The organism is Ignavibacteriales bacterium, from assembly GCA_016709155.1.
In the GTDB taxonomy this organism is placed as follows: domain Bacteria; phylum Bacteroidota; class Ignavibacteria; order Ignavibacteriales; family Ignavibacteriaceae; genus JADJEI01.
In genome coordinates this window covers 748,664-775,355 of the sequence record JADJEI010000001.1, presented here as the reverse complement: position 1 = coordinate 775,355, position 26,692 = coordinate 748,664, and the positions used below count along the sequence as shown (strand labels likewise).

Sequence of the window (26,692 nt, the reverse complement as noted above, 5' to 3'; positions counted from 1 at the left end):
ATCAATGCCAAGATCAATTAAAAAAGGTCCTTTTGTCAGCACCAAACTATTTCAAAAAATTAAAAAGCTGAATGAAAGTAATCAAAAAAAAATTATTAAAACTTGGTCTCGTTCATCAACTATTTTACCAGACTTTGTTGGACATACTATCGCGGTTCACAACGGCAACAAAATGATTCCAATTTATGTTACTGAAAATATGGTTGGTCATAAGTTAGGGGAATTTTCACCAACAAGAATTTTCAGAGGACATCCGGGAACTAAGGCTGAAAAAGCTGCTAAAACTAATTAAAAAGGTTTCAAGTTATAATGGAAGCAAAAGCAATACACAGATATATAGGTTCATCACCCAGGAAAATGAGATTGGTAATCGATCTTATTAGAGGAATCCGGGTTGATAGAGCAATGGAAATTCTTCACTTTCAACCAAAGCATGCATCGAATGATGCTGAAAAAGTTTTAAGATCTGCCGTTTCAAATCTTATGAATGCAAATGAGACCGAGAGAATTGAACCTTCTGATCTTTATGTAAAAGAGGTGTTCGTTGATCAAGGACCTACATTAAAAAGAATTTCACCAGCCCCCATGGGTCGTGCTTATAAAATTAGAAAAAGATCTTGTCACTTAACAATTGTGGTCGCCACAAAAGAATAAATTAGGAGATAAATTTTTGGGACAAAAAACAAATCCGGTTGGATTAAGAGTTGGAATAATTAGAGGATGGGACTCTAATTGGTATGAAAATAAAAGTTATGCTCACAAACTGAAAGAAGATTCTAAGTTAAGAGCATACGTTAGAAACAGACTTAAAAAAGCCGGAATTTCCAGAATCATAATAGACAGAACTTCCAAAAATATTATTCTTACAATTTCCACGTCGAGGCCTGGAGTTGTTATTGGTAAAAGTGGAAAAGAAATAACACAGCTGGAACAAGAATTAAGACAAGTGACAGATAAAGAAGTTAAAGTTCAGATAACCGAAATTAAGCGCCCAGAATTAGATGCTTATCTTGTGGCAGAGAACATTGCAATGCAGCTAACCGGACGTGTTTCTTTCAGGAGAGCTATGAAAATGGCTATCACTTCTGCAATGAGAATGGGAGCTGAAGGAATTAGAATCATGTGTGCTGGCAGACTTGGCGGTGCAGAAATGGCACGCACAGAACAATACAAACAAGGGCGAATTCCACTTCATACTTTGCGAGCAGATATTGATTATGCAACTGGAAGAGCTGAAACGGTCTATGGATCTATTGGAATAAAAGTATGGATTTGCCACGGCGAAATTTTAGGCAAGAGAGTTTCAGAATAAAATACCGGAGAATTTAAAATGTTAATGCCGAAAAGAGTTAAATTTAGAAAATCACAACGTGGAAGAAGAAAAGGCAACGCTAAACGTGGAAGCTCCGTGGCTTTTGGTGATTTCGGATTGAAAGCGCTCGAACCTGACTGGATAACAAGCAGACAAATCGAAGCTTGTCGTATTGCTTTATCGAGAAAAATGAAAAGAGATGGAAAAGTTTGGATCAGAATTTTCCCTGATAAGCCTGTTTCTAAAAAACCACTTGAAACCAGAATGGGAAAAGGAAAAGGCGCACCTGAATTTTGGGTCGCAGTTATAAAACCGGGCAGAATTCTTTTCGAAGTATCTGGTGTTTCAAAGGATATCGCACTTGATGCTTTCAGAACTTGTTCTTCTAAACTGCCTATAAAAACAAAGATGGTTGCAAGACCAGATTACGAATCTTAATAGGAATTATCAATGAAGATTTATGAAATTAAAGAAATGAAAACCGATGAACTCCTCAAAAGAATCGAGGAAGAAGAAAAAAATATAATTGATTTACGCTTCGCTCATCAACTGAAACAATTAACAAATACATCTAAATTAAATTTAGTGAAAAAAGATATAGCGAGAATGAAGACTATTATCAGAGAAAGACAATTGGCTGAAATCAAAGCTTCAAAAATTAAAAAAGAAGGAGTTGATTCAAAATGACGACAGAACGCCCATTGAGAAAAACAAGAACCGGTGTCGTAGTTAGTAGTAAAATGGATAAAACCATTACCGTTGCCATCGAAAGAAAAGTACCTCATCCGAAGTATAAAAAATATTTCAAAAAAACTACCAAACTAATGGCTCATGATGAAAAAAATGAATGCGCCCAGGGTGATAAAGTTAAAATAATGGAAACCAGACCGCTTAGTTTGAAAAAAAAATGGCGTTTAGTTGAAATTGTTGAAAAAGCCAAATAGTAATACGGAGTAATCAAGATGATTCAAGAAGAAACAAATTTAGTGGTTGCTGATAATTCGGGTGCAAAGAAAGTTCGGTGCATCAGGGTTTTAGGTGGAAGCGGCAGACAATATGCAAGCCTCGGTGATTTGATTGTTGTAGCAGTTAAAACAGCCATCCCTAAGGGCGGTGTAAAAAAAGGCGAAGTATCCCGCGCAGTAATTGTGCGAACAAAAAAAGAAGTTAGAAGAAAAGACGGCTCTTATATCAGGTTTGATGAAAATGCAGCGGTTCTTTTAAACGCTCAGGGCGAACCCAGGGGCACAAGAATTTTTGGACCTGTTGCAAGGGAATTAAGAGATAAACAGTTTATGAAAATAATTTCATTAGCTCCAGAAGTATTATAAATCGGAAGTAAGATGAGAATTAGAAAAAACGACAATGTAATGGTAATTAGCGGAAACGATCGCGGTAAATCTGGAAAAGTTCTTAAAGTTTTTCCAAAAGAAAACCGTGTAATTATAGAAGGTATAAATCTTCGTAAACGCCACACTAAACCAAATCAAAAAAGTCCGCAAGGTGGTATTTTAGAAAAGGAAGCGCCGATAAATTCTTCTAACGTTATGGTAATAGACCCCAAATCCGGCGAACCAACAAGAATCGGTTCAAAAATTATTCTTGATGAAAAGACCGGCAAGAAAAAAATTACAAGAGTTAGTAAAGTAAGCGGCGAAATGCTCTAATATTATAATTAAAGTTTGAATTAAGAATGGCAGAGAAAAAACAAAAAACAGTTACTGAAGAAAAATCTTCTAAAAAAACAAAAAAAGAATCTTCTGAAAAGAAGGTTACTTCAAATGAAAAAGAAACAAGAGTTCCTTCTCGTTTGGGTATGATTTACAAATCAGAAATCATTCCTACTCTGATGAAAAAGTTCAAGTACAAAAGTGTGATGCAGGTTCCTAAAATAGTTAAGGTTGTTGTTAATATGGGTGTCGGCGAAGCAGTCAATGATCAAAAACTTTTAGAACAGGCGGTAAAAGAACTTGAAACTATAGTAGGTCAGAAGGCGAGTATTCGAAAAGCAAAAAAATCAATTTCAAATTTTAAGCTTAGAGAAGGCGTTAATATTGGTGCTATGGTCACATTGCGAAAAGACAGAATGTATGAACTTCTTGATAGATTAATAAACGTTGCATTACCTCGTGTTCGAGATTTTAGAGGTCTATCGGATAAGTCTTTTGATGGACGTGGCAATTATACAATGGGAATTAAAGAACAAATAATCTTTCCCGAGATAAATCCGGATAAGGTTACAAAAGTAGTAGGTATGGACATCACGATTGTAACTACAGCTAAAAATGATTCCGAGGCTTTCGAGTTACTTCAAGCTTTCGGTATTCCATTCAGAAAAAAAGAAATTAAAACAGCATAGGAAAAGTTTATGGCAAGAAAAAGCTTACTGGCACGTGAAGAGAAAAGAAGAAGACTCTCTGAAAAATATCGTACTTTGAGAGAGGAATTAAAAAAGAAGGGTGATTATGAAGCACTTCAGGAGCTTCCTAAAAATTCGTCTCCAGTCAGGCTAATGAATAGATGTATGATGACAGGCAGAGCAAGATCTTTCTATCGAAAGTTCGGAGTTTCCAGGCTTGTTTTAAGAGAAATGGCATTACGGGGCGAAATTCCCGGATTAAAAAAATCAAGTTGGTAGAAGGAGAAAAAAATGGCTGTTACAGATCCGATATCAGATTTATTAACTAGAATTAGAAACGCTTCTAGAGCAAAGCATCTTCGAGTGGATATTCCATCTTCGAATATGAAAAAGCAGCTCGTTAGCATTTTGAAACAACAAAATTTTGTTGAGGACTTCACTGAAATTGAGGATACTAAACAAAATATATTAAGAGTGGTTCTTAAATATAGAAATGGTGTTCCTGCAATTTCGGGGTTAAGGAGAGTCAGCACCCCCGGTTTAAGAATCTATAAGAATGCTGATAAACTTCCCCGTGTATATAATGGTTTAGGTGTTGCTGTTATTTCCACATCCAAAGGTCTGCTAACTGACAAACAAGCTAAAACCCAGGCGATCGGTGGCGAAGTTGTTTGCTATATTTGGTAATATTTTATTGAATGGAGAATTAAATTGTCAAGAATCGGTAAAAAAATAATAGTAGTTCCTAAGGGTGTAACTATAAACCTTAGTGGTTTACAGATAAAAGTTAAAGGTCCTAAAGGGGAGTTAATACACGATATTCACCCCAGTATGAAGGCGGTGGTAAAGGATTCTGAAATTACAGTAGAACGCCCAAATGATCTTAAAGAAAATAAAGCACTGCATGGTTTAACAAGAGCATTAATTCAGAATATGGTAACCGGTGTTACAGAAGAATATTCGAAAAGTTTGGACATTATCGGCGTTGGTTACAAAGCTGAATTAAAAGGAAATAACCTGTTGTTTAATATAGGATTCTCACACCCGATATTTTTTATGCCGCCGGAGGGGGTTAAACTTCAAGCTCCAACTCCCAATGCCATAACAATCTCAGGTGTCGACAAACAATTAGTTGGATTAGTTGCAGCTAAAATAAGATCAATCCGTAAACCTGAACCTTACAAAGGTAAAGGTATTAAATATTCAAATGAACAGATCAGAAGAAAAGCTGGTAAAACTGCCGGTAAGTAACAGAAGGAAAGTTTAACTATGATTAAGAGAAACAATAACAAACGATTACGTTCTAAAACAAAAATTAGAAATAAGATTTCCGGAACACCCGAAACTCCCCGATTAACTGTTTATAGAAGTCTTAGTAATATTTATGCACAAATCATTGATGATACTACTGGTAAAACGTTGGTTGCAGCTTCCTCATTATCCAAAGAAATTGAAGCAGATTTAAAAACTGCCAAAGGTAAAGCAGCAAAAAGCAAATTGGTTGGCAATTTAGTCGCCTCCAAAGCGATTGAACAAAAAATTAGTTCAGTAGTTTTTGATCGTAATGGATATCGTTATCATGGAAGAATACAGGCTGTTGCCGAAGGTGCTCGCGAGAAAGGACTAAAGTTTTAATGCCGGATATGTTTTCTAATGCCGGGTCGTCTAATGGCAGGACTACGCCCTTTGGAGGCGTCTGCAGAGGTTCGAGTCCTCTCCCGGCAGCAATTAATTATCTAAATATTACTTTTATTATTAATGTAGATTACGGAGTGAAGCTTGAAAACCATTAAATCAACCGAAGTTGAAGGTTTAAAAGAAAAGTTGTACACATAAACAGGGTAGCTAAAGTTGTTAAGGGTGGTAGAAGATTTAGCTTCAATGCTATTGTTGTTGTTGGAAATGGAAACGGCGTTGTTGGTGTAGGGCTTGGTAAAGCCAACGAAGTTACGGATGCTATATCAAAGGGTGTGGATGATGCTAAGAAAAGCCTTGTAAAAGTTTCTATTATCAAAGGTACTGTTGCTCATCAGATAATTGGAAAATTTGGAGCGGGCAAAGTACTTCTAAAGCCAGCTACACCTGGAACAGGTTTGATTGCCGGTGGTGGCGTTCGTGCAGTTCTTGAAGCTGCCGGAATTACAGATATATTAACCAAATCACTTGGATCAAGTAATCCGCATAATCAGGTAAAAGCCACATTGAATGGGCTATTAAATCAGATTGATGCACGTACCATGTCGAAAAAACGTGGTATGGCAGTTTCTGAATTATTTATTTCTTAATAGAGGCAGTATGAGTAAAATTAAGGTAACACAGATTAGAAGTATTATTGATAGACCAAAGGATCAGAAACGTACCATTGAAGCTTTGGGTCTTGGTCGTCCGAATTATTGGAAGGTGCACAACGACACTCCACAAATTCGCGGCATGGTTAGAAAAGTAGATCATTTAGTCAAAGTTGAAGAAATAAAAGAATAGACAAAAGGTTCAATAATGGATATATTAAGTAATCTTAAATACGCAGAAGGATCAAGGAAAAAACGAAAACGCATAGGGCGGGGTGAAGGCTCCGGTCATGGCGGAACTGCAACAAAAGGTATGAATGGACAGCTTTCACGTTCAGGCGCAAAAAAGCGTGCATGGTTCGAAGGTGGACAAATGCCGTTGCAGAGAAGAATTCCAAAACATGGCTTCACCAGTCCTTTTAAAGTTTATTCACAGGTGGTTAATTTAGGTTCGATACAGAAACTAGTAGATGAAAAAAAATTGATGTGTCATCTGTTGACATCGCCTCTCTAAAAAATTTCGGTTTAATCAAAAGTTTGAATAAACCTGTGAAAATTTTAGGTAATGGGAACTTAACATCAAAGCTTCATCTTGAGGCAAATGCTTTCAGCCAATCGGCAAAACAAAAATTGAAGAAGCCGGCGGCTCTATTAAAACGATTTAAGCAGAAAATAAATGTCAAGACTTACAGAAACATTTAGAAATATTTTTAAGATTCACGAACTTCGCCAGAGAATTATATACACTTTGGCCTTGCTTTTTATTGTCAGATTAGGTTCTCATCTAACTCTTCCCGGCGTTGACGCTGTTCTGCTGGCAGAGAGTATGAAAAACCAAACATCCGATAACTTATTCGCATTGTATGATTTATTTGTTGGAGGTGCTTTCCAAAATGCAGCAATTTTTGCACTTGGAATTATGCCATATATTTCAGCCTCTATCATTCTTCAGTTACTTGGTGCCGTTGTCCCCTATTTTCAAAAACTGCAACAGGAAGGGGAAGAAGGAAGAAAGAAAATAACCCAGCTTACTCGTTATGGAACTGTACTAATTTCCGGAATGCAAGCCTGGGGTGTAACTGTTAGATTATTGAATATGAATGTTCAAGGAATTCCGATTGTCCCGGACGGTGTTAACGGAATTTTTTGGGTATTATCAACTATAATAATTCTAACTTCCGGTACTATATTAATGATGTGGATGGGCGAGCAAATCACCGAGCGAGGAATTGGTAATGGCATTTCATTAATAATTTTTATCGGCATCATTGCAAGATTTCCATTTGCAATTTTAGATGAATACAGATTAATTTCTTCCGGCTCAAGAAGTCTTGTTATCGAAATTGTTATATGGGCTTTAATGGCTCTGATTATTGCAGGTGTCGTGCTTGTAACTCAAGGGACAAGAAGGATTCCTGTTCAATATGCGAAAAGAGTTGTAGGAAGAAAAATTTATGGAGGTGTAACTCAATATATTCCATTACGAGTAAACACTGCCGGAGTTATGCCTATAATTTTTGCTCAGTCAATCATGTTTATTCCTAATACTGTACTTTCATTCTTCCCTGATAACGAATTTTTAGTAAGTTTAGCCGGATATTTCCAATATCAATCACCGGTCTATTCATTCATTTACGCTTTGATGATAATATTTTTCACTTACTTTTATACTGCTATTGCTTTCAACCCAAAAGATGTTGCGGACAATATGAAAAAACAAGGTGGGTTTATTCCCGGCATCCGACCTGGGAAACAAACTTCTGATTTTATAGACAATATTCTGACTAAGATTACCTTACCGGGATCAGTTTTCTTAGCCATTATTGCAATACTTCCGGCATTCGTTTCAGCCTGGGGAGTTTCCGGTCAGTTCGCACAATTCTTTGGCGGTACAAGTTTGTTAATTGTCGTTGGTGTTGCCCTTGATACTCTGCAGCAAATCGAATCACATCTTTTAATGCGGCATTACGATGGCTTTATGAAATCTGGTAAGATCAGAGGAAGAAGATAATTTGACTTGTGATTTTAATAAAGACAAAAAAAGAAATTGATCTGATAAGAGAAAGCAGTAAAATAGTTGCTGAGACACTTCAACTTTTAAAAAGTAAAGTTAAGCCCGGTATATCAACATTAGAATTAGACCAGCTTGCTGAAGATTATATCAAATCAAATGATGCTGAACCTGCATTCAAAGGATATTCACAAGGTGGTGCGCCGGCATATCCTGCCACAATTTGTGCTTCAGTGGACGAAGAAGTTGTCCATGGAATACCCGGCTCAAGAGTTCTAAAAAATGGAGAAATAATTTCTTTAGATGTTGGTGTTCTTAAAAAAGGTTACTATGGCGATGCAGCATTGACTGTTGCTGTCGGTGAAATTTCTGAAGAGAAAAAAAAATTAATGGATATCACTGAAAAATCACTGTACCTTGGAATTGAACAAGCAAGGTCCGGTAATAGAGTTCATGATATTTCTAACGCTGTTCAGGAATATGTCGAAAGCTTCGGGTTTTCAGTTGTTCGTGATTTATGCGGTCACGGCGTTGGAAAATACTTGCACGAACCGCCATCAGTTCCTAATTTTGGAAAAAGGAACACCGGTGGTAAATTAAAAAATGGTATGACCATTGCAATCGAACCTATGATAAATATTGGTGAATATAAAGTGCGAACTAAAAATGATGGTTGGACAATTGTTACAAATGATGGATTAGCTTCCGCTCATTTTGAACATACAATTGTAATTTTAGATAGTGAACCTGAAATTCTTTCGGTCTGCTAATGGCGAAACAAGGACCTATAAAAATTGACGGGGTTGTGACCGACACTTTACCTAATGCTCAATTCAGAGTAAAGTTGGATAACGGTCATGAAATTTTAGCTCATATATCAGGCAAGATGAGAATGCACTTTATAAAAATTTTAGTTGGAGATAAAGTTTCAATAGAATTATCTCCGTATGATCTGACAAAAGGAAGAATAACTTACAGATATAAATAGTTCGGAGAGATAATGAAAGTAAGAGCATCTGTTAAAAAGATTTGTGAAAATTGTAAAGTAATTAAACGCAAAGGCGTTGTTAAAGTTATTTGTAAAAATCCAAAGCACAAGCAACGTCAAGGTTAATAAATTAAAGGAGTAAATAATTGGCTCGTATAGCTGGCGTAGATTTACCTAAAAATAAAAAAACCCTTTATGGGCTTCAATATATTTTCGGAATTGGACCATCAATTGCAGCATCTATTTTAGAAAAAGCAAAAGTGAATCCAGAAAAAAAAGTAACTGATCTTACTGATGAAGAAATTGCGGAAATAAGATCTGTAATTACAGCAGAATATAAAGTTGAAGGTGCGTTAAGATCGGATGTTCAACAAAATATAAAACGATTGATGGACATAGGTTCATATCGCGGGTTGAGGCATAGAAAAGGATTGCCGGCGCGTGGACAGCGAACCCGTACAAATTCCAGAACAAGAAAAGGCAAGAGAAAAACTGTTGCCGGTAAGAAAAAAGTAATCGCTAAGAAATAATAATTTCCAAATCGGAGGATTGATACTTGGCTAAAGCAGCAAAAAAAGTTAAAAAAAGAACACACGTAGATTCAAACGGTGTTGCTCATATCAAAGCAACGTTTAATAATGTTTTGGTTACACTAACTGATATTTACGGTAATACAATTTCGTGGTCGTCTGCGGGAAAAAATGGATTTAAAGGTTCAAGGAAAAATACTCCTTATGCGGCTCAGGTATCAGCCGAGGCAGCAGGAAAGGAAGCTTTCGATCTTGGACTAAGAAAAGTTGAAGTTTTCGTTAAAGGCCCGGGGTCAGGCCGTGAGGCGGCTATAAGAGCATTGAATACAGCCGGGCTTGAAATATCCTCTATCAAGGATGTCACTCCCATTCCTCACAATGGCTGCCGTCCACCTAAGAAAAGAAGAGTTTAATTAATAGAAAGATATTTAATGGCAAGATACACAGATTCAGTTTGCAAATTATGTCGTCGTGAAAGACAAAAACTTTTTCTAAAAGGACAAAAATGTTTTACTGAAAAATGTCCGATAGAAGAAAAAAACTATGCGCCAGGTCAGCACGGTTTATCACGCAGACCAAAAGTTTCTGAATATGGAGTTCAGCTTCGGGAAAAACAAAAGATTAAGAGATCTTACGGTATTCTCGAAACACAATTCAGAAATTATTTTGAAAAAGCTATTAAGCAAAAAGGCAGAACAGGTGAAAACCTTGTTAAGCTTTTAGAACGTAGATTAGATAATGTTGTTTATAGATTAGGGCTTGCTTCTTCGCGTAAGCAGGCAAGACAAATTATTAGACACAGACATATTATAGTTAATGATGGACTTGTTGATATTCCGGCATATCTTTTAAACGCCGGAGATGTTGTAAAAATAAAAGATAAAAGCAAAAAACTTGATCTGATTCATAACTCTATTAAAAGAGTTAAAGAAGGTACTTATCCGTGGTTGTCAATAGATAAAGCAACTCTCTCTGGAGTTTTCATTCAAATTCCAGAAAGATCAGATGTTCCTTTAGAAGCAAATGAACAATTGGTAGTTGAGCTTTATTCTAAGTAAAAATTTTTTTAGAATAATTAATTCCGAGGTTTAATAAATGAGTGGATCAAATTTAAAAATGCCCGAAGCAGTTGTTTTGGATGAGGCTAATTATACAAATACATTTGGCAGGTTTTCTTTACAGCCTCTCGAAAGAGGCTATGGCGTTACTCTTGGCAACTCTCTGCGTAGAGTCTTGCTCTCTTCACTTCCTGGCGCAGCAATAACATCTGTTAAATTCAGCGGTATCCTGCACGAATTTAGCACCATTGAAGGGGTGGTGGAAGACGTGGCAGAATTAATCCTTAACTTCAAGCAAGTCAGGATGAAATTATTAAGTAAAAAACCCAATCCAATTGCAATAGCTTTAAGTGGAGATTGTGAATTTACTGCAGCCGAAATTCAAAAGAATAGCAATGAGATTGAAATACTTAATCCCGATCTGCACATTGCTACATTAAATAAAAATGCAAAGCTGGAAGTTGAAATCAGAGTAAACAGAGGTATTGGTTTTGTTACTTCAATAGAGAATGTAGCCCCAGATCAAACAATCGGTATAATTCCTATTGACTCGATCTTTACTCCAATTAAAAATGTTAAATACGAAATTGAAAATGTAAGAATTGGGGATAAAAATGATTATGAAAAACTTACATTAGAAATTTATACAGATGGCTCTATAACTCCTGACGACGCTTTAACTCAAGCGGCTAAAATTCTTAAAGAACATATTCAGTTGTTTATTAATTTCGATATTGAGCAGGAAGAGGAACAGACTGTAAGCCAGAAGGATAGTGAGAAAGAAAGACTTAGAAAAATATTAACTACCAGTGTTGATGATCTTGAACTAAGTGTTCGATCTCATAATTGTTTAAAAGCTGCAAATATTAGAACCATTGCTGACTTAGTTCGTAGAGATGAACAGGAAATGCTAAAATTCAGAAACTTCGGTCGAAAATCTTTGGCTGAACTAAATGAAATAGTTGAAAATCTTGGACTGGAGTTTGGTATGGACGTAGAAAAATATATTAACGAAGAAGTTGAACCTAATTAAAAATCCAGAAGGCAGATAATGAGACATAGAGTAAGAGGAAGAAAACTTAAAAGAACAGCAAGCCACAGAGATGCTTTGATGAGGTCTCTTGCTACTTCTTTATTAAAACATAAGAGAATTAAAACAACAGTAGCTAAGGCAAAAGAAGCAAGAGGGTTTGTTGAAGCCCTGATAACCAAAGCTAAAAAGAATGATCTTGCTGCAAAGAAGCATGTAATGAATTTTATTAAAGATAAAGCGACTGTGAAAGAATTATTCTCCGAAATCATTACAAAGGTGGGGGATCGTCCGGGCGGTTATACCAGAGTTGTTAAACTTGGAAATCGGATGGGTGATGCTGCACAGATGGCAATTATAGAACTCGTTGATTATAACGATGTTATTAATGCAAGACAAGAAGAGCAGAAAGAGAAGCGTGCAGCCAAAGTAAAAACTAAAAAGGAAGCGAAAGAAAAAGAAGTTGAAGAAGCAAAAGTTCTTTCCGAATCTACTGAAAAGTAAAACAAATTAGTAAATAATTTTATGGAAGAAGAGTAATCGGGTATCGGTTACTCTTTTTTATTATGTTCAAACAGCAACAATTTATTTCATCTATTTACGATGTTTCCAAAATACCGAACGAACCGCTTCCTCATGTGATTCTTTGTGGGAGGTCAAATGTTGGAAAGTCTTCTTTTATCAATTCGTTATTCAACCGGCGGGATCTCGCTAAAATTAGTTCATCGCCGGGTAAAACGAGATCAATTAATTTTTATAAGATTGATAACCTCTTTTTTATGGTTGACCTTCCGGGCTATGGTTATGCAAAGGTGAGTAAATCCGAACGTGAAAAATGGGGCAAATTAGTGAGAGACTATATATTTCAGGTGAAGCAAATTGTACTGGCTTTCCATATAATTGATAGCAGGCATTCACCAACTGAACTAGATATGCAGCTATCGGAACTATTAGAATCGAATTCGATAAACAAGATTATTATACTTAGTAAGGTAGATAAATTAAAACAGGCGGAACTCAGTCTATCTTTGAAAAGAATTTCGGAAATTTTTTCCGGGTTAGCTCGAAATGAAAATCTCTTTGTTTATTCTTCGGTTAAAAATACTGGCAGAAAAGAAGTACTGAAGAAAATAACAGAAATATTTTCTTCCAGATAATTTTAGAAAAGCTATTATTGATAATGTAATCGAGTAATTTTATATTGGTATTAATTTTTTTATTGGATTGTAGTAAAAGAAAAAAATGGATCGTCGTCAAAAGAAAAGAATATTAATTTTCCTTATTGTACCAATACTTGCTGCAATAATTTTTATTGCTCAGGATACGATAATCAAGATCATCGCAATTATTTTATTATTAATTTATGTTGCGTTCATAATCTTTTTACGCGACTCGATTAAATTCGATACAAGTTTTATTTCATCATCAAAGGATGAACCTGAATTAGATGACTACTCATCCGAATCTTCAACAACTCATACCGATTTATCCGACTCATTCGAAATTATTTCACCTAATAAAAAAGTTGAAATTATTACAGATCAAAATTTCACTCCGGAGTTTAGAGTTCCGAAAACAATTATAAAACCCCCCGACCTGAAAGAAAAATTTGAAGAGATTGCAAATGAAATTCTTCCTCCAAATGTTGGTCATAACGAACAATTTTCTTTCGTTCTTGAAAAGTTGTTAAGCGTAATTAAGGAAGCATATTCCGCACATTCCGCAATATTTTTTTGGTATAATAAAAAGAACGAGAAATTAAGCATCGAAAAATTTGTTTCTAATTCAAGAGAAATTAATAAACGCAAATTTGATATCGAAGATGATATTTTAAGTAAGATTGTCAGTAAAGCCGAACCTGAATTGCTAAGTGATATAACTTCAGCAGCAGAGCCAGATGTAATACGTTATTACAATATTCCGCAGGCAATAAAAAGTTTTGTGGGTGTCCCTCTTTTTTATGATAAAAACCTTATCGCTGTAATAGCGTTAGATTCTAAGGATGGGGATGCTTTTGGAATTGAAACGATTTATGCTTTAGGTAGATTTGTAAGAGTTGTAACCATGATAATCGGGTTGTATGATGAGAAACATTCAGAATCCATTTCCCAGCAAAGGCTTGAGAGTTTAATCAATATGATCGGTCCCGATAATAAATTCAATGATATAAATGAAATTGTTCGGACTATTGAAACCTCGCTTGATTCCATGCTGTCATGGGATGCTTTCACTTTTGTATATTTCCATCCGGTTGACAAGAAATTCAGAACCATCCGGGTGAATAACAAAACTACGCTGAAATATATCGGTGAAAATCTTGATATAGATTTAAATGGAACACTTGTGGGTAAGGCTATCGTTTCAGGTATTCCGGTTAAAATCGACGATACTTCTCTTGTTAGTTATCAACGCTATTCTAAAGTTGAAGATGTTGCTTTTGACGGCTCATTCGCAGCTCTTCCTTTAATATACAATGAACAAAATTATGGAGTAATCTGTCTCGAAAATCTTAAAAAAAATTCCTATACTAATTCTGATATAAAATATTTAAGAGGAATATTTAATTTTATTTCCTACTACATTTACTCCCAATCCACTCAATTAGTCTTGAAGAATCTGCTCTCGGTTGATATTGAAACAAGAGCTTTAAATTCAGAATCATTTAAGAATAGAATTAATATTGATTTGTTCAAAGCACAAAAGCTTAATATACCAAGCTCGTTAGCACTAATTAAATTAGATGATTTTCTCGAGCAAGAATCCTTATTTGAAGGTGATCCGCTTACTAAAGTAATAGCTTCATTATGTGAATCTATCTCTGCCGAACTCTCTCCCTTGAATTTATTTGGAAGATTGGAAGAAAAAATTTTTGGAATTTATTTCTTTAACTCGAGTTCAAAAGAAGTCTTTCTTTGGGCGGAGAAATTCAGAGTTAAGTTTGCTCGTCATTCTATTGTTACAAGCGCAAAGCAATCTACTTATACAGTTTCAATAGGCGTTGCTTCGGCCAGAGATTTAGTGAACGCTGAAGAGATTATTGAAAATGCTTCACTCGCCCTTCAAAAAGCAATTGAAAAGGGTGGCAATTCGGTTCGAAATATTAATTAGTAAAGATATTCTTGAACAATTTTTTTATTATCGTTTTAGATGGAGTTGGAATTGGCGAACTACCTGATGCACATTTGTACAATGACGAGGGCAGTGATACATTAACTCATATTGCGGAAGCTGTCGGCAATCTCAAACTTTCAAATCTAACAAAGCTCGGACTTGGAAATATCAAATTTATTCCTGGCTTAAACACCATTAATAATCCTGCTGCCTCTTTTGGTAAACTGTGTGAAGTTTCAAAAGGGAAGGATTCAATCACAGGTCATTGGGAATTAGCCGGGCTGAAAGTTGCTATGAATTTCTCTTACTTTCCACACGGTTTTCCAGATTCTGTAATGGAAGATTTTATAAAACAAACCGGGCTTCAGGGATACCTTGGGAATAAAGCCGCTTCAGGTACTCAAATCATTGATGAATTAGGCGCCGATCACATCAACACAGGTTTTCCAATTGTTTATACTTCGGCAGATTCAGTTTTTCAGATTGCAGCTCATGAAAAATATTTTGGTCTGGAAAATCTTTATCATGTTTGTTCAATCACCAGAGATAAAGTATTGAAAGATCCCGTCTGTATTGGAAGAGTAATCGCCAGACCATTTCTGGGTGAACCAGGAAATTTTAAGCGCACGACAAATAGAAAAGATTATTCTCTCAATCCACCAAAAGATACAGTGTTGGACGTTTTAAGTTTTAACAATATCAAAACTGTAGCGATTGGAAAGATAAATGATTTATTTAATTACCGAGGGATTCAAACTCAAGAAAAAACAAAATCGAATGCAGACGGTTGTAACAAGTTACTGGAATATGCGTCTAAAGTAGCAGATTCGTTCATCTTTGCGAATCTCGTTGATTTTGATGTTAATTTTGGACATAGAAATGACCCCATTGGTTTTGCCAAAGCATTGGAAGAATTTGATTTGTTTCTGGAAGAGTTTTTAAATGTGTTGGATGCTAATGACCGATTAATTATTACTGCTGATCATGGCAATGATCCGACAACCCCAAGCACTGATCATAGCCGGGAATATGTACCACTTTTATACTTTGGAAAAAACAAGAAGTCAAATAATTTAGGTGTACGAAAAACTTTTTCTGATGTTGGCAAAACTGTTGCTGATTTTTTCAAAGTGAATAATCATCTGGAAGGTATTAGTTTTCTTGAACAATAATTGGCAGTATAATTTTCTCTTTTTTAGAGGAAAGTTCGTTGTTTATTAATTCAGAAGGGATCGATTTTAGGATTGGGCACTTTTTTTAACTTTTATTACAAGCGTTTTTAAGCTATATTTGCGAACTTTTTATTGGGAATTATTTTCCACTTAATTCTCTGATCTCTTTGTTCATTTTAAAAATTTAATTAATAATAGTGAGGAAAAATTAGTGAGAATCACTAAACAATATACTAACCGCGAGAGTCAATCTCTTGATAAATATTTGCAGGAAATCGGAAAAGTAAGTTTACTTACTCCGAATCAGGAAATTGATCTTGCAATCAGAATTAAAAAAGGTGAGCAGCAAGCCCTTGAGATATTGACCAAAGCCAACTTAAGATTCGTTGTGAGCGTTGCAAAACAATATCAGAATCAAGGTCTTTCTCTTGGTGACCTTATTAACGAAGGAAATCTTGGTTTAATAAAAGCTGCAAAACGATTCGATGAAACAAGAGGCTTCAAATTTATTTCTTATGCTGTGTGGTGGATAAGGCAATCTATTCTCCAGGCATTGGCAGAACAATCCAGAATTGTAAGATTGCCGCTTAACAGAGTTGGAGCGCTTAACAAAATAGGAAAAGCTTACAGCAATCTCGAACAGGAATTTGAAAGAGAACCAAGCGCAAATGAATTAGCAACCGAATTGGACATGGATGTTAGTGAAGTTGCCGATACTTTAAAAATTTCTGGTAAACATGTGTCTATGGATGCGCCTTTTGCTCAAGGCGAAGACAATCGCCTGCTGGATGTTATCCAGAATGATCAGCAGCCGACTCCGGATCACGTGCTGATGACTGAATCTCTCAAAGCTGAAATCGAACGTGCGCTTTCTACTTTAACCGAAAGGGAAGCAGAAGTTATAAAACTTTATTTTGGGTTGAATAAAGAACATTCACTAACCCTTGAAGAAATTGGTGAGCGATTTAATTTAACCCGGGAAAGAGTTCGACAGATAAAAGAAAAAGCCATTAGAAGATTAAGACATGCTTCGAGAAGTAAAAATTTAAAAGCATATTTAGGTTAGGAATGTTTTTGCGTTTTTCAACAATTCTCTTTTTCACAGCCGGAATAATAACTTATTTCGGCTGTTCTGCTTCTTCCGGTTCACTGAGATATAATTCCAACTCAAATGATACAGCGGACGATACTAACAATTTACGTTTCACATCAAACGATTCTTTAATTCCCACTTCTGAAAAAGATATTTTTACCACCCCCTTATTCGATACGGCACAAGACACTCTTCATTGGGACGACGAGGAAGATGATATGCCTGATGATCAGGGGATTGACATTGCAGAAGTAATGAAAAATCTTTCCAGCAAGGACGTTAACACAAACCCTGTCGAACATCAAAACAACTTTAAAGAGCAAGTTCTAATGGAGATTATCAAATATCTTGATACTCCGTATAAATACGGTGGCAATTCAATTAATGGGATTGATTGCTCTGCATTTACAAAAACTATTTACGGTAATGTTTTATCAATTGATCTACTACGTTCTGCGCGCGATCAGTACACGCAGGGAATTATAATTAATAATCGTGATGAACTGAAGTTCGGCGATCTCGTATTTTTTGACACAAGACGACGAGTGAAGCCCGGACACGTCGGTATTTATATCGGCGATAATTTATTTGCCCATTCAAGTTCTAAAAATGGTGTAATTGTTTCATCACTCGATCAAGATTATTATTCACGTAAATTTATGGGGGGGAGAAGAATAGAAAATCTAGATTAGAACTATCAACTGCACGGATTGCCAATCAATAACTTTCCATTCATTTTTATACATCCACATAACACTAGAATAAAGGCAGAGCCTTCTTATAATACTAACTCATAAATGGATGAATCATATATCATTAAAACTAATAACACAAATGGTCATAAAAAATGTTTTAATTTCTATAAACTCAACTGCAGCCTGAAGTAGCCCCGCAATTCATACATTTGAGACAAGTTCCGTTCCTAACCATAGTCATCCCCTGACATTCAGTACAAATATCACCGGTGTAACCTTTTTCTTTCGCTTCTCTCACTCTAGCTGAAAGTTTATTTTGAGTCGGTTCGGTATTTCTTAAAAACGATTTGCTTGAAGAAAGGGTGTAGTTTAAGTTTTTGATTTTATCCTGATTAACTTCCACCAATCTTTCACTCACAATTTCTTCACTTACGAATTCCGGTTCAACGAATTTTTTAACTATACCGGGTGAAACTTTTGAAGTAACCTCTTCAGGTGCAACATGAGATAGATCGTTTCTTCCTAAATATGTTACGGCAAGTTCCCTGAATATATAATCGATTACTGAAGTTGCCATTTTAATTTTGTCATTACCGGTCACTATTCCACTTGGTTCAAATCTTGTAAATACAAAAGCATCTACAAATTCTTCAAGTGGAACTCCATGCTGCAAACCTAATGAAATGGAGATAGCAAAACAGTTTAAAAGACTCCTGAATGCAGCTCCTTCCCGGTGCATATCAATAAATATCTCACCTATCTGACCGTTGTCATATTCGCCCGTTCTGATATAAACAGATTGCCCGTTGATTTTCGCCTTTTGGGTATAGCCGGATCTTCTATCAGGTAGTCTTCTTCTTTTGGCAATGTAACGATGAATAATTTTTTCTGCAACTTTGATTATATCGTTATTTTCTTTGTCATCAAGAAAGGCTTCAACTTCTTCATCGCTTAATGTATTGAGAGGTTGAGAAAGTTTTGAGCCATCGCGGTAGAGTGCATTTGCTTTAACACCGAGTTTCCATGAAAGCATATATGCTTCTTTAATATCTTCTACTGTTGCATTATTTGGAAGATTAATTGTCTTGGAGATTGCACCAGAAATGAAAGGTTGTGCAGCGGACATCATTTTGATGTGAGCCTGAGCGCGAATAAACCTTGTCCCTTTTTTACCACACTTGTTTGCACAATCAAAAACAGGATAGTGTTCGTGTTTCAAAAATGGTGCGCCTTCAATAGTCATCGTTCCGCAAACGAAATCATTTGCAGATGAAATTTCTTGCTTTGAAAAACCTAATGATGCTAAAAGATTAAAATCCATACTGTTAATTTGTTCTTTAGTAAAGTTTAATTTCTTTAAAAGAAATTCTTCACCAAATGTATATTTATTAAAGGCAAATCCAAGTTCAAAAGCTGAGGGTAAGGCTTTCTCCATTTTTGTAAGTGCATCTTCCGTAAATCCCTTTGCCTTTAAAGATTCATGATTGATATATGGACATCCAACTAAAGTACTATGCCCGGTTGCATACTTCACTATCTCCGAAATTTGATCTTGATTATATCCAAGTCTTTCTAATGCGGGCGGTATTGATTGATTGATAACTTTAAAGTAACCACCCCTGCAAGTTTTTTGAATTTAACCAGAGCGAAATCCGGTTCAACTCCGGTGGTGTCACAATCCATCACTAAACCAATTGTTCCGGTCGGGGCAATAACTGTTACCTGAGCATTTCTGAACCCATTCAACGTCCCAAGATCCAACGCTCTGTCAGAATCTTCACGAGCAGCTTTTAATAAATCCGACGGGCAAAATTTTGGATTTATTCCAACGGGATAAATGCTAAGATCTTCGTATTCCTCGTTAGGTACATTATACGCAGCTCTTCGATGATTACGAATAACACGCAGCATTGATTCACGATTTCCTTCAAACTTTGGAAATGTTCCCAGTTCCTTTGCCATCTCGGATGAAGTTGCATAAGCTTTCATGTGCATAATAGCAGTAAGCGCCCCACAGATTGCGAAAGCTTCATTGCTATCGTAGGGAATTCCTTGAAGCATCAGCAGTGTTCCAAGATTTGCGTATCCTAATCCAAGAGTTCTAAAATCATAACTCAGTTGTGCAATTTCTTTACTCGGAAACTGAGCCATCAATACACTGATTTCAAGTACAATAGTCCAAAGTCTTGTCGCATGTCGGTAGGCTTCGATATCAAATTTTTTGGTTTTCGTGTCATAAAATTTAGCAAGATTCAACGAAGCTAAATTGCATGCGGTATCATCGAGGAACATATACTCACTGCAAGGGTTTGAAGCTTTGATATCACCATCGGCAGGGCAAGTATGCCACTCATTAATAGTAGTGTGATATTGAATACCGGGGTCGGCGCAAGACCATGCCGAAAATGCAATCTGATCCCACAGATCTTTTGCCTTCAAAGTTTTACATGGAACGGGTTCGCGTTTTTCTTTTTTTGCTTTTCTTTTTTCAGTTCTCCAATAAAGATTCCAATCGCCATCACTAACTACAGCGCTCATGTATTCATTGGTAACTCTAATAGAGTTATTAGAGTTCTGTCCTGAAACTGTTGCATACGAATCAGAATTCCAATCGGTATCATATATAGGAAATTCAATAGACTTAAATCCAAGTTTTGCAAGTTGAATTACTCTTTCGATATAATTATTCGGGATCTGTGCTTTGCGAGCTTCAATAACAGCATGCATTAGTTTTTTATTTGCTGCTTTATTGAAGCGGTCATTTTCAGGATGTTCTTCATAGCAGGCTTTCATTATGTTATTTAAGTGAAGATTAGCGAGCCTGCTTCCGGCAACGAGTGCAGCAACTTTTTGTTCTTCAACAACTTTCCAATTTATATATTCTTCGATATCAGGATGATCTAAATCCAATGTGACCATCTTAGCTGCGCGTCGTGTCGTTCCACCGGATTTAATTGCACCCGCGGATCTATCTCCAATTTTTAGAAAAGACATCAAGCCGGATGATTTTCCACCGCCGCTCAATGATTCATTTGATCCGCGTAATTCTGAAAAGTTTGAACCAGTACCTGATCCGTATTTAAATAACCGTGCTTCACGAACCCACAAATCCATTATACCGCCTTCATTCACCAGGTCATCTTTTACAGACTGTATAAAGCAAGCATGCGGCTGCGGGTGGGTGTAGGCATCTTCAGAAGCTGTCAGCTTTCCTGTTTGATAATCAACATAATAATGACCTTGCGATGGACCCGTTACACCGTATGCCCAGTTTATTCCAGTGTTAAACCATTGCGGGCTATTTGGCGCAGCCATTTGATTTGACAGCATAAAAACGTGTTCATCATAAAAAGCTTTTGCATCTTCTTCACTTTCGAAATAGCCGCCTTTCCATCCCCAATAAGTCCATGTTCCGGCTAAGCGATGAAAAACTTGTCTTGAATCATTCTCAGAACCGGTGCGGTCTTTTTCAGGAAGCTGTTTTAATTTTTCCACATCTGCAGTTGAAGTTTGCAGCCAATCGGGAACGGCTTGTTCTTTAACTTTTACTAAAAGGCGAGGCACTCCTGCTTTCCTAAAATATTTCTGGGCAATAATATCTGTTGCAACCTGCGACCATTGAACAGGCACTATTACATCCTCCATTTTAAAAACGATAGAACCATCCGGGTTTCGAATTTCGGAATTTCGTTTTTCAAATTGGATAGTTGAAAGCGGGTCAACGCCTTTTGTGGTAAAAAATCTTTTTATCTGCATGCAAGTCTCCCTAAAAAATCCTATGCGTTTGAATATTGTTTGAATAAAAATTGGTTAATTGAATTGAACAGCGACACTGTAACTTTTTTTGCATTTTAAACTGGTTGAAATCGTTTAAGAACTTAAAACTGAATTGAAGCTAATCAAAAAAAAAGTGAGATAAAAATTTTTTTAAATATTTTTTTTGTCATTTCTTCAGATCAAAAATTTGAATGCAACTTTATGAGTTTTAAAAATAAAAAACAAATTAAATTTTTTCAGAATGAAAAATTTGATTGAATACGAACTAAATTTTTTTATTAACTGTAAATTTTTTTATCAGGCTTTTTCTCCATTCAAAATTTTTTTATTTAAGCCATAAAAGAATTAACTAAATTTAACTTAAGAAAAATTTTTATAATATTTTAAGAGCTAAAACCAGAATGTAATGGAGAACTTTTGTCAGAAGAAAAAATTATTGAAATAAAAAACCTGTCAAAACATTTTAAAGAACTTAAAGCGGTAAACAACTTAAGCCTGAATGTCTATCGAGGCGATGTGTTTGGCTTTCTCGGTCCTAATGGCGCGGGCAAGAGCACTACAATCAGAATGCTAATGTCATTGATTACGCCCAATACCGGTGAGATAAAATTATTTGGCAAATCACTAAAAGAAAGCCGCATTGAGATTCTTAAAAGGGTCGGAGCTATTGTCGAGAAGCCTGATTTTTATGGCTATCTATCAGCTTATAAAAATCTTGAAATACTGGGAAGAATTTCCGGCAAGCATATTTCACAAAAAAGAATTATGGAAGTGTTGGAGTTAGTCGGACTTTCTACACGGTTCAAAAGTAAAGTGAAAACTTTTTCGCATGGAATGAAACAGCGGCTTGGTCTTGCTCAGTCACTGCTTCACGATCCGGATTTAATTATTCTTGATGAGCCGACTACCGGGCTTGATCCGCAAGGAATGAAAGAGATACGTGATTTAATTATTACACTAAGTAAAGATGCGAAGAAAACTATTTTTCTATCGTCGCACATTCTTTATGAAGTCGAACTTGTCGCAAATCGTATGGTCATTATCAATAAAGGTGCATCGGTGGTTGAAGGTGAAGTTGAAACTCTTCTTCAGCAAGCAAATTTAAAAGTAACAATGCAAGTGACTGAAATTGAAAAAGCTAAACAATTACTTTCTGCTTCGCGCTGGTCTTCCAAAGTAAATTCTTTTACTGATAATAAAATTATTTTTGCTCTTGACCCGGATGAAATAAGTAAAGTAAATAGATACTTTATTGAGAACGGAGTTGATGTAAGCTCAATTGTACCGATGCGCTCACTTGAAGAATATTTTCTTGAACTTACTGAAAAGGAAATTAAATGATCACTCTTATTAGAATAGAACTTTATAAAATTTTTAGGAAGTGGCGAACTTATATCGGCTTTATGGCTATTGCCGTACTTGTTCCGCTTGTACAAATTGCAATGGTTCTCGAAGGCGAACATTCGCTCGATTTTATGACAAGAAATCTGCAAGAGTCTTTCGTTTTTGTTGGTAACTTACTGAACGCATATCTTGTGTCATTCATAATATTAAACAGCATTGCGCTCCACATTCCGTTTTTAATCACATTGGTCGCAGGCGATTTACTTGCCGGCGAAGCAACAAGCGGAACTTATCGAATGCTAATTACTCGTCCTGTTTCAAGATTAAAAATTGTTAGTTCAAAATTTATTGCTGGGATTATTTACTCAAACTTGCTCGTGCTTTGGCTTGCGGTGATGAGTTTGGTGCTTGGAATAATTATTTTCGGAGTAGGCGAGCTTATCGTAATTAAAAGTACAACAATAATTATCTTCGCAAAAGATGATGTGCTGTGGCGATTTTTGCTTGGTTATGGCTTTGCTGCTCTCTCAATGTCGGTGGTTGCCTCAATTGCTTTTTTCTTTTCTTCATTGGTGGAAAATGCTATCGGTCCGATTGTAACTACAATGGCAATAATAATTGTGTTCTTAATTATCTCAGCGATAAATATCGATTTTTTCCAGAGCGTCAGACCATATTTGTTTACTAATTACATACTCGATTGGAAATTATTTTTTGATGATCCAATCGAGATGATTGAAATAATCAAAGCAGTAGCAGTACTTTTTGGACACATAATTGTTTTGTTTGGAATTACGGCTTACTTCTTTAATAAAAAGATATTTTAACATAAATAGATTTGATGGTGTAATAATGTACAAAATAATTTTTCTGCTGTTTCTTTTTTTATCCGTCAAAAGTTTTTCACAAGGCATTAAGCCTGAAATTATAATTAATGAAGTTCAAAATAATTTTGACCGGGTACAGGATTATCAAGTTGATGTTTCAATAAAAGTGGATGTAAACTTTTTAAAAGTTCCCGAATCAAAAGCTAAATTATATTTCAAGCAGCCGGATAAAATTCATTTTGAATCTGATGGTTTTGCACTGCTGCCAAAAGAGGGGATGAACTTCTCGCCGTTTGCATTTACCAAAGGTGATTACACTGCGCTATTCGAAAAAGAAGAAACATTAAATGGAATAAAAACTACAATCATAAAAATAATTCCGCTGGGAGATGTCAATAATATTATCCTCTCAACTTTGTGGATAGACAGAGCGAAGAAAGTCATTCGCAAAGTGGAATCAACCACCAAAACTAACGGTACATTTGTGATGGAACTTAAATACGATGACCCCAAACTGAACTATCCTCTTCCAACAGCGATGACATTTATTTTTAACATTGATAAATTAAATCTGCCCAAATCCATCAGCGGCGATATGAATACTGAAACAAAAAAAGAAGATGATAATAAAACAACAACGGGAAAAGTATTCATAAAATATTCCAACTACAAAGTGAATAAAGGAATAAGCGACTCAATGTTTGATGAAAAGAAAAAGTAAAAATTATTTTATTTTTTTTGGATTTTGTGGAATAATTATATTATTATTAAATCAAAATAAATCACTAATTAATCGAGGTATGTTATGATCGGCAAGTTCTACAATTTCTTTTTCCCGTTAGCTGTTGTTCTGTTTGTTGTCTCATCAATTACAAATGCACAGTTCATTGATGAAACGCGCATAGATAGATTAACTCCGGATATGTACGATGGTATTGAACCTCTCCCTCCCGATTCAGACGCTCCTATTACTATTGATGGTTACGATAACTTCAATTTAGGGACTGATTTTGCAGAACCACATATGAGTGAGAATCCGAATAATCCGCTGCAATATTTCAATGCATTTAATATTAATGGTGCACATCGTACATCCGATGGACACGAATGGATATTTTCTGCACCATCCTTCGGAACATCTGTTGCCGGCGATCCTGTTACTGCTTATGATAGTTTAGGTAATCTTTATTACATCAATATGTACGGTGGAATAACAGGGACCAAACTAATCAGATCTACTGATAACGGAGCAACGTGGACTTCTGCTGTTAATGCTATATTTGGCGGAGATAAGTGCTGGATTGCCGCTGATCAAACCAGCGGACCTTTTGCTAATTATGTCTATGTAACAATGACGACCGGTTCATTCAATGGACATGGCTTTGCAAGAAGTACAAACAACGGAGCGACTTTCACTACTACTTTTACAGCTACTGGTTCACCCCTTCCCGGCGCAATGCCATGCGTTGGACCAAATGTACTTGCCGGCGATATTCCAGGCGGCTGTGTTTACTTCATTACTAACACCGGAAGCAGTTTTGCTTCAACTTATAAATTATATCTTTCGACTGATGGTGGTTTAAATTTTACTCTTAAATCAACAAATAATTTTTCAAATTATGTCGGAACAGATGTAGGAGGAAGAAACACTGTGCGATTTATGAGGACAAGACCCTATCCATTTATTGCTGCCGATAATAGTTATGGCGCACACAGAGGCAGACTGTATCTTGTTTATGCTTCTAATACTCCTGCCGGCAATGGTAATAAACCTGATATCTTTTGCAGATTTTCTGATGATCAAGGAACAACGTGGTCAAGTGCTGTTGTGGTAAATGATGATCCTAATACAACTTTAAATCATCAATGGCACCCGGCAATCTGGACTGATAAAACTACCGGCAGACTTTATGCACAGTGGATGGATACAAGAGATACTCCTACAAGCGACAGTTCATTCATCTATGGTTCATACTCCGATGACGGCGGGGTTACCTGGGCAGCAAATCAAAAAATATCAAACAAGAAAGCTAAGATTTGTGCAACCGGAATTTGTACAAATAACGTTGCTAATTATATGGGTGATTATAATGCGATTGTTTCCAACGAATTAGGCGCAATGGCGGTTTGGACAGATTTCCGCAATAACAATTATGGAAGTTACACGGGATACTTCCCTGATTTTGCGATGCTCTCATCTCCATCAACGCAAAACATTGATAACATTAACGACACTGTTTTTTATAGTATAGATGTTCCCGATGTTAAACTTTATACAGAGACCGCTTCTTTCACAGCAACAATTACACCCACCCCTGCAAGCGGGTCTCTCATTCTTGATTTCCCCAGTGGTAATACTCTTTCAACTTATCCTGGTTCCGTACCGATGAGAATTTACACATCAGGAACAGTTACCAATGGTACTTACACAATTAATATCCAAGGGCAGGGACCAAACGGTACTCCTGTTCATCGGCGAACTGTTTCAATTGTAGTTGTTGATCCGGTTCCCGTTGAGTTGAGTGCTTTTACTGCAAATGTGAAAATAGATAATGTTTATCTTAACTGGCAAACGGCAACCGAACTTAACAACAGAGGATTTGAAGTTGAACGTGCAACTATTGAAAACACCAAAAGAAGCGATTGGTCTGTAGTTAAATTTGTCCCGGGTGCAGGTACCACAACTAACCCGATAACCTATCAGTTCATTGATACAAAAATGAATGCAGGCAGCTATGTTTATAGATTAAAGCAAATTGACTACGATGGCTCATTCGAATATTCTTATGAAGTTGAAGCAACAGTTCCAAGTCCGGTTGATTATTCATTAAGTCAAAACTACCCCAACCCCTTCAATCCAAACACAAGCATCAGCTATTCAATTCCTGAAAATGCTTTTGTAACATTGAAGATTTATGATGTACTTGGAAATGAAGTTGTAGAATTAATCAACGAGCAGAAAGAACAGGGCAATTATCAAATAGACTTTAATGCAAGTGATCTTTCCAGCGGAATATATTATTATGCATTGACAGCAGGTAACTTTACAAGCACAAAGAAGATGATATTGATCAAGTAAAGCCTCACCCCCAACCCC

The 26,692-nt window shown here is 36.1% G+C and carries 33 protein-coding genes, 1 tRNA gene and 2 pseudogenes; 35 read left to right on the top strand and 1 reads right to left on the bottom strand.

Features of this window, described 5'->3' with window-relative positions; all coding sequences use genetic code 11:
• Positions 1-4: 4 nt before the first annotated feature.
• The 31 genes and pseudogenes from rpsS (at position 5) to IPH11_03820 (ending at position 17,644) form a co-directional block, all read left to right on the top strand.
• Positions 5-292 (top strand): 30S ribosomal protein S19, encoded by a 288-nt coding sequence (rpsS, locus tag IPH11_03970; GenBank protein ID MBK6912855.1) that lies wholly within the window; start codon positions 5-7, stop codon positions 290-292.
• Positions 293-309: 17 nt separating this feature from the next.
• Positions 310-654, top strand: coding sequence for a 50S ribosomal protein L22 (rplV, locus tag IPH11_03965; GenBank protein ID MBK6912854.1), 345 nt, complete (start codon positions 310-312; stop codon positions 652-654).
• A 16-nt stretch (positions 655-670) separates the two neighbouring features.
• On the top strand, positions 671-1,312 hold the full coding sequence (gene rpsC / locus IPH11_03960; protein ID MBK6912853.1) for a 30S ribosomal protein S3: 642 nt from the start codon (positions 671-673) through the stop codon (positions 1,310-1,312).
• Between the two features lie 18 nt (positions 1,313-1,330).
• Entirely contained in the window at positions 1,331-1,750 is a 420-nt protein-coding gene (rplP, locus tag IPH11_03955; GenBank protein MBK6912852.1) for a 50S ribosomal protein L16, read from the top strand.
• Between the two features lie 12 nt (positions 1,751-1,762).
• Positions 1,763-1,999, top strand: a complete 237-nt coding sequence (rpmC, locus tag IPH11_03950; protein MBK6912851.1) for a 50S ribosomal protein L29 — start codon at positions 1,763-1,765, stop codon at positions 1,997-1,999.
• Entirely contained in the window at positions 1,996-2,256 is a 261-nt protein-coding gene (gene rpsQ, locus IPH11_03945) for a 30S ribosomal protein S17 (GenBank protein MBK6912850.1), read from the top strand. Before rpmC ends, rpsQ begins: the two co-directional genes overlap by 4 nt.
• Before the next feature lie 18 nt (positions 2,257-2,274).
• Positions 2,275-2,643: a 50S ribosomal protein L14 gene (rplN, locus tag IPH11_03940; protein ID MBK6912849.1), complete on the top strand. Its 369-nt coding sequence runs from the start codon at positions 2,275-2,277 to the stop codon at positions 2,641-2,643.
• 12 nt (positions 2,644-2,655) lie between these two features.
• Entirely contained in the window at positions 2,656-2,979 is a 324-nt protein-coding gene (gene rplX / locus IPH11_03935) for a 50S ribosomal protein L24 (protein MBK6912848.1), read from the top strand.
• A gap of 26 nt (positions 2,980-3,005) precedes the next feature.
• Positions 3,006-3,671 carry a 50S ribosomal protein L5 gene (gene rplE, locus IPH11_03930; GenBank protein MBK6912847.1) on the top strand — a complete coding sequence of 222 codons (666 nt, stop codon included), beginning with the start codon at positions 3,006-3,008 and terminating at the stop codon, positions 3,669-3,671.
• A 9-nt stretch (positions 3,672-3,680) separates the two neighbouring features.
• Positions 3,681-3,950, top strand: a complete 270-nt coding sequence (rpsN, locus tag IPH11_03925; GenBank protein MBK6912846.1) for a 30S ribosomal protein S14 — start codon at positions 3,681-3,683, stop codon at positions 3,948-3,950.
• Between the two features lie 12 nt (positions 3,951-3,962).
• A complete protein-coding gene (rpsH, locus tag IPH11_03920; protein ID MBK6912845.1) occupies positions 3,963-4,358 on the top strand; it encodes a 30S ribosomal protein S8 in 396 nt (131 codons plus the stop codon).
• Between the two features lie 24 nt (positions 4,359-4,382).
• Entirely contained in the window at positions 4,383-4,922 is a 540-nt protein-coding gene (gene rplF / locus IPH11_03915; protein MBK6912844.1) for a 50S ribosomal protein L6, read from the top strand.
• A gap of 18 nt (positions 4,923-4,940) precedes the next feature.
• On the top strand, positions 4,941-5,306 hold the full coding sequence (rplR, locus tag IPH11_03910; GenBank protein MBK6912843.1) for a 50S ribosomal protein L18: 366 nt from the start codon (positions 4,941-4,943) through the stop codon (positions 5,304-5,306).
• 19 nt (positions 5,307-5,325) lie between these two features.
• A tRNA-Gln gene (locus tag IPH11_03905) sits at positions 5,326-5,396 on the top strand.
• Positions 5,397-5,503: 107 nt separating this feature from the next.
• Positions 5,504-5,956, top strand: a complete 453-nt coding sequence (gene rpsE, locus IPH11_03900) for a 30S ribosomal protein S5 (protein MBK6912842.1) — start codon at positions 5,504-5,506, stop codon at positions 5,954-5,956.
• Between the two features lie 10 nt (positions 5,957-5,966).
• Positions 5,967-6,152 carry a 50S ribosomal protein L30 gene (gene rpmD, locus IPH11_03895; GenBank protein MBK6912841.1) on the top strand — a complete coding sequence of 62 codons (186 nt, stop codon included), beginning with the start codon at positions 5,967-5,969 and terminating at the stop codon, positions 6,150-6,152.
• 15 nt (positions 6,153-6,167) lie between these two features.
• Positions 6,168-6,661: pseudogene (rplO, locus tag IPH11_03890) on the top strand (50S ribosomal protein L15).
• Positions 6,636-7,970, top strand: a complete 1,335-nt coding sequence (gene secY, locus IPH11_03885) for a preprotein translocase subunit SecY (protein MBK6912840.1) — start codon at positions 6,636-6,638, stop codon at positions 7,968-7,970. Before rplO ends, secY begins: the two are co-directional and overlap by 26 nt.
• Positions 7,971-7,978: 8 nt before the next feature.
• Positions 7,979-8,740, top strand: coding sequence for a type I methionyl aminopeptidase (gene map, locus IPH11_03880; GenBank protein ID MBK6912839.1), 762 nt, complete (start codon positions 7,979-7,981; stop codon positions 8,738-8,740).
• The gene (gene infA / locus IPH11_03875; protein MBK6912838.1) at positions 8,740-8,958 is read left to right on the top strand and encodes a translation initiation factor IF-1; all 219 of its coding nucleotides are present in this window, start codon (positions 8,740-8,742) and stop codon (positions 8,956-8,958) included. The genes map and infA overlap by 1 nt, the downstream gene beginning before the upstream one ends.
• A 12-nt stretch (positions 8,959-8,970) precedes the next feature.
• The gene (rpmJ, locus tag IPH11_03870; GenBank protein MBK6912837.1) at positions 8,971-9,084 is read left to right on the top strand and encodes a 50S ribosomal protein L36; all 114 of its coding nucleotides are present in this window, start codon (positions 8,971-8,973) and stop codon (positions 9,082-9,084) included.
• A gap of 20 nt (positions 9,085-9,104) precedes the next feature.
• Entirely contained in the window at positions 9,105-9,488 is a 384-nt protein-coding gene (rpsM, locus tag IPH11_03865; GenBank protein MBK6912836.1) for a 30S ribosomal protein S13, read from the top strand.
• A gap of 26 nt (positions 9,489-9,514) precedes the next feature.
• Positions 9,515-9,901, top strand: coding sequence for a 30S ribosomal protein S11 (rpsK, locus tag IPH11_03860; GenBank protein ID MBK6912835.1), 387 nt, complete (start codon positions 9,515-9,517; stop codon positions 9,899-9,901).
• An 18-nt stretch (positions 9,902-9,919) separates the two neighbouring features.
• On the top strand, positions 9,920-10,546 hold the full coding sequence (gene rpsD, locus IPH11_03855) for a 30S ribosomal protein S4 (protein MBK6912834.1): 627 nt from the start codon (positions 9,920-9,922) through the stop codon (positions 10,544-10,546).
• Positions 10,547-10,583: 37 nt separating this feature from the next.
• On the top strand, positions 10,584-11,579 hold the full coding sequence (locus IPH11_03850; protein ID MBK6912833.1) for a DNA-directed RNA polymerase subunit alpha: 996 nt from the start codon (positions 10,584-10,586) through the stop codon (positions 11,577-11,579).
• Between the two features lie 18 nt (positions 11,580-11,597).
• Positions 11,598-12,080 (top strand): 50S ribosomal protein L17, encoded by a 483-nt coding sequence (gene rplQ / locus IPH11_03845; GenBank protein ID MBK6912832.1) that lies wholly within the window; start codon positions 11,598-11,600, stop codon positions 12,078-12,080.
• 62 nt (positions 12,081-12,142) lie between these two features.
• Positions 12,143-12,733: a YihA family ribosome biogenesis GTP-binding protein gene (locus IPH11_03840; GenBank protein MBK6912831.1), complete on the top strand. Its 591-nt coding sequence runs from the start codon at positions 12,143-12,145 to the stop codon at positions 12,731-12,733.
• An 85-nt stretch (positions 12,734-12,818) separates the two neighbouring features.
• Complete coding sequence (locus IPH11_03835) at positions 12,819-14,684, top strand: GAF domain-containing protein (protein MBK6912830.1); 1,866 nt, start codon at positions 12,819-12,821, stop codon at positions 14,682-14,684.
• An 11-nt stretch (positions 14,685-14,695) separates the two neighbouring features.
• Entirely contained in the window at positions 14,696-15,859 is a 1,164-nt protein-coding gene (locus IPH11_03830; GenBank protein ID MBK6912829.1) for a phosphopentomutase, read from the top strand.
• A 211-nt stretch (positions 15,860-16,070) separates the two neighbouring features.
• The gene (locus IPH11_03825) at positions 16,071-16,925 is read left to right on the top strand and encodes a sigma-70 family RNA polymerase sigma factor (GenBank protein MBK6912828.1); all 855 of its coding nucleotides are present in this window, start codon (positions 16,071-16,073) and stop codon (positions 16,923-16,925) included.
• Between the two features lie 8 nt (positions 16,926-16,933).
• The gene (locus IPH11_03820) at positions 16,934-17,644 is read left to right on the top strand and encodes a C40 family peptidase (GenBank protein ID MBK6912827.1); all 711 of its coding nucleotides are present in this window, start codon (positions 16,934-16,936) and stop codon (positions 17,642-17,644) included.
• Positions 17,645-17,819: 175 nt separating this feature from the next.
• On the opposite strand, the pseudogene IPH11_03815 reads toward IPH11_03820, so the two are convergent.
• Positions 17,820-21,403 (bottom strand): annotated as a pseudogene (locus tag IPH11_03815) (vitamin B12-dependent ribonucleotide reductase).
• 438 nt (positions 21,404-21,841) lie between these two features.
• Here IPH11_03815 and IPH11_03810 point away from each other — a divergent pair.
• The 4 genes from IPH11_03810 (at position 21,842) to IPH11_03795 (ending at position 26,674) form a co-directional block, all read left to right on the top strand.
• Positions 21,842-22,765 carry an ABC transporter ATP-binding protein gene (locus tag IPH11_03810; GenBank protein ID MBK6912826.1) on the top strand — a complete coding sequence of 308 codons (924 nt, stop codon included), beginning with the start codon at positions 21,842-21,844 and terminating at the stop codon, positions 22,763-22,765.
• On the top strand, positions 22,762-23,595 hold the full coding sequence (locus IPH11_03805; protein ID MBK6912825.1) for an ABC transporter permease: 834 nt from the start codon (positions 22,762-22,764) through the stop codon (positions 23,593-23,595). Before IPH11_03810 ends, IPH11_03805 begins: the two co-directional genes overlap by 4 nt.
• A 25-nt stretch (positions 23,596-23,620) precedes the next feature.
• Entirely contained in the window at positions 23,621-24,316 is a 696-nt protein-coding gene (locus IPH11_03800; protein MBK6912824.1) for a hypothetical protein, read from the top strand.
• Between the two features lie 84 nt (positions 24,317-24,400).
• Positions 24,401-26,674: a T9SS type A sorting domain-containing protein gene (locus IPH11_03795; GenBank protein MBK6912823.1), complete on the top strand. Its 2,274-nt coding sequence runs from the start codon at positions 24,401-24,403 to the stop codon at positions 26,672-26,674.
• The last annotated feature ends 18 nt before the right edge of the window (positions 26,675-26,692 follow it).

Excerpts from the sequence above, each read along its gene's own strand:
- rpsS (MBK6912855.1), top strand. The coding sequence starts at position 5 with ATGCCAAGATCAATTAAAAAAGGTCCTTTTGTCAGCACCAAACTATTT.
- rplV (MBK6912854.1), top strand. The coding sequence starts at position 310 with ATGGAAGCAAAAGCAATACACAGATATATAGGTTCATCACCCAGGAAA.
- rplP (MBK6912852.1), top strand. The coding sequence starts at position 1,331 with ATGTTAATGCCGAAAAGAGTTAAATTTAGAAAATCACAACGTGGAAGA.
- rpmC (MBK6912851.1), top strand. The coding sequence starts at position 1,763 with ATGAAGATTTATGAAATTAAAGAAATGAAAACCGATGAACTCCTCAAA.
- rpsQ (MBK6912850.1), top strand. The coding sequence starts at position 1,996 with ATGACGACAGAACGCCCATTGAGAAAAACAAGAACCGGTGTCGTAGTT.
- rplN (MBK6912849.1), top strand. The coding sequence starts at position 2,275 with ATGATTCAAGAAGAAACAAATTTAGTGGTTGCTGATAATTCGGGTGCA.
- rplX (MBK6912848.1), top strand. The coding sequence starts at position 2,656 with ATGAGAATTAGAAAAAACGACAATGTAATGGTAATTAGCGGAAACGAT.
- rplE (MBK6912847.1), top strand. The coding sequence starts at position 3,006 with ATGGCAGAGAAAAAACAAAAAACAGTTACTGAAGAAAAATCTTCTAAA.
- rpsN (MBK6912846.1), top strand. The coding sequence starts at position 3,681 with ATGGCAAGAAAAAGCTTACTGGCACGTGAAGAGAAAAGAAGAAGACTC.
- rpsH (MBK6912845.1), top strand. The coding sequence starts at position 3,963 with ATGGCTGTTACAGATCCGATATCAGATTTATTAACTAGAATTAGAAAC.
- rplR (MBK6912843.1), top strand. The coding sequence starts at position 4,941 with ATGATTAAGAGAAACAATAACAAACGATTACGTTCTAAAACAAAAATT.
- rpmD (MBK6912841.1), top strand. The coding sequence starts at position 5,967 with ATGAGTAAAATTAAGGTAACACAGATTAGAAGTATTATTGATAGACCA.
- secY (MBK6912840.1), top strand. The coding sequence starts at position 6,636 with ATGTCAAGACTTACAGAAACATTTAGAAATATTTTTAAGATTCACGAA.
- infA (MBK6912838.1), top strand. The coding sequence starts at position 8,740 with ATGGCGAAACAAGGACCTATAAAAATTGACGGGGTTGTGACCGACACT.
- rpmJ (MBK6912837.1), top strand. The coding sequence starts at position 8,971 with ATGAAAGTAAGAGCATCTGTTAAAAAGATTTGTGAAAATTGTAAAGTA.
- rpsD (MBK6912834.1), top strand. The coding sequence starts at position 9,920 with ATGGCAAGATACACAGATTCAGTTTGCAAATTATGTCGTCGTGAAAGA.
- IPH11_03850 (MBK6912833.1), top strand. The coding sequence starts at position 10,584 with ATGAGTGGATCAAATTTAAAAATGCCCGAAGCAGTTGTTTTGGATGAG.
- rplQ (MBK6912832.1), top strand. The coding sequence starts at position 11,598 with ATGAGACATAGAGTAAGAGGAAGAAAACTTAAAAGAACAGCAAGCCAC.
- IPH11_03840 (MBK6912831.1), top strand. The coding sequence starts at position 12,143 with ATGTTCAAACAGCAACAATTTATTTCATCTATTTACGATGTTTCCAAA.
- IPH11_03835 (MBK6912830.1), top strand. The coding sequence starts at position 12,819 with ATGGATCGTCGTCAAAAGAAAAGAATATTAATTTTCCTTATTGTACCA.
- IPH11_03805 (MBK6912825.1), top strand. The coding sequence starts at position 22,762 with ATGATCACTCTTATTAGAATAGAACTTTATAAAATTTTTAGGAAGTGG.
- IPH11_03800 (MBK6912824.1), top strand. The coding sequence starts at position 23,621 with ATGTACAAAATAATTTTTCTGCTGTTTCTTTTTTTATCCGTCAAAAGT.
- IPH11_03795 (MBK6912823.1), top strand. The coding sequence starts at position 24,401 with ATGATCGGCAAGTTCTACAATTTCTTTTTCCCGTTAGCTGTTGTTCTG.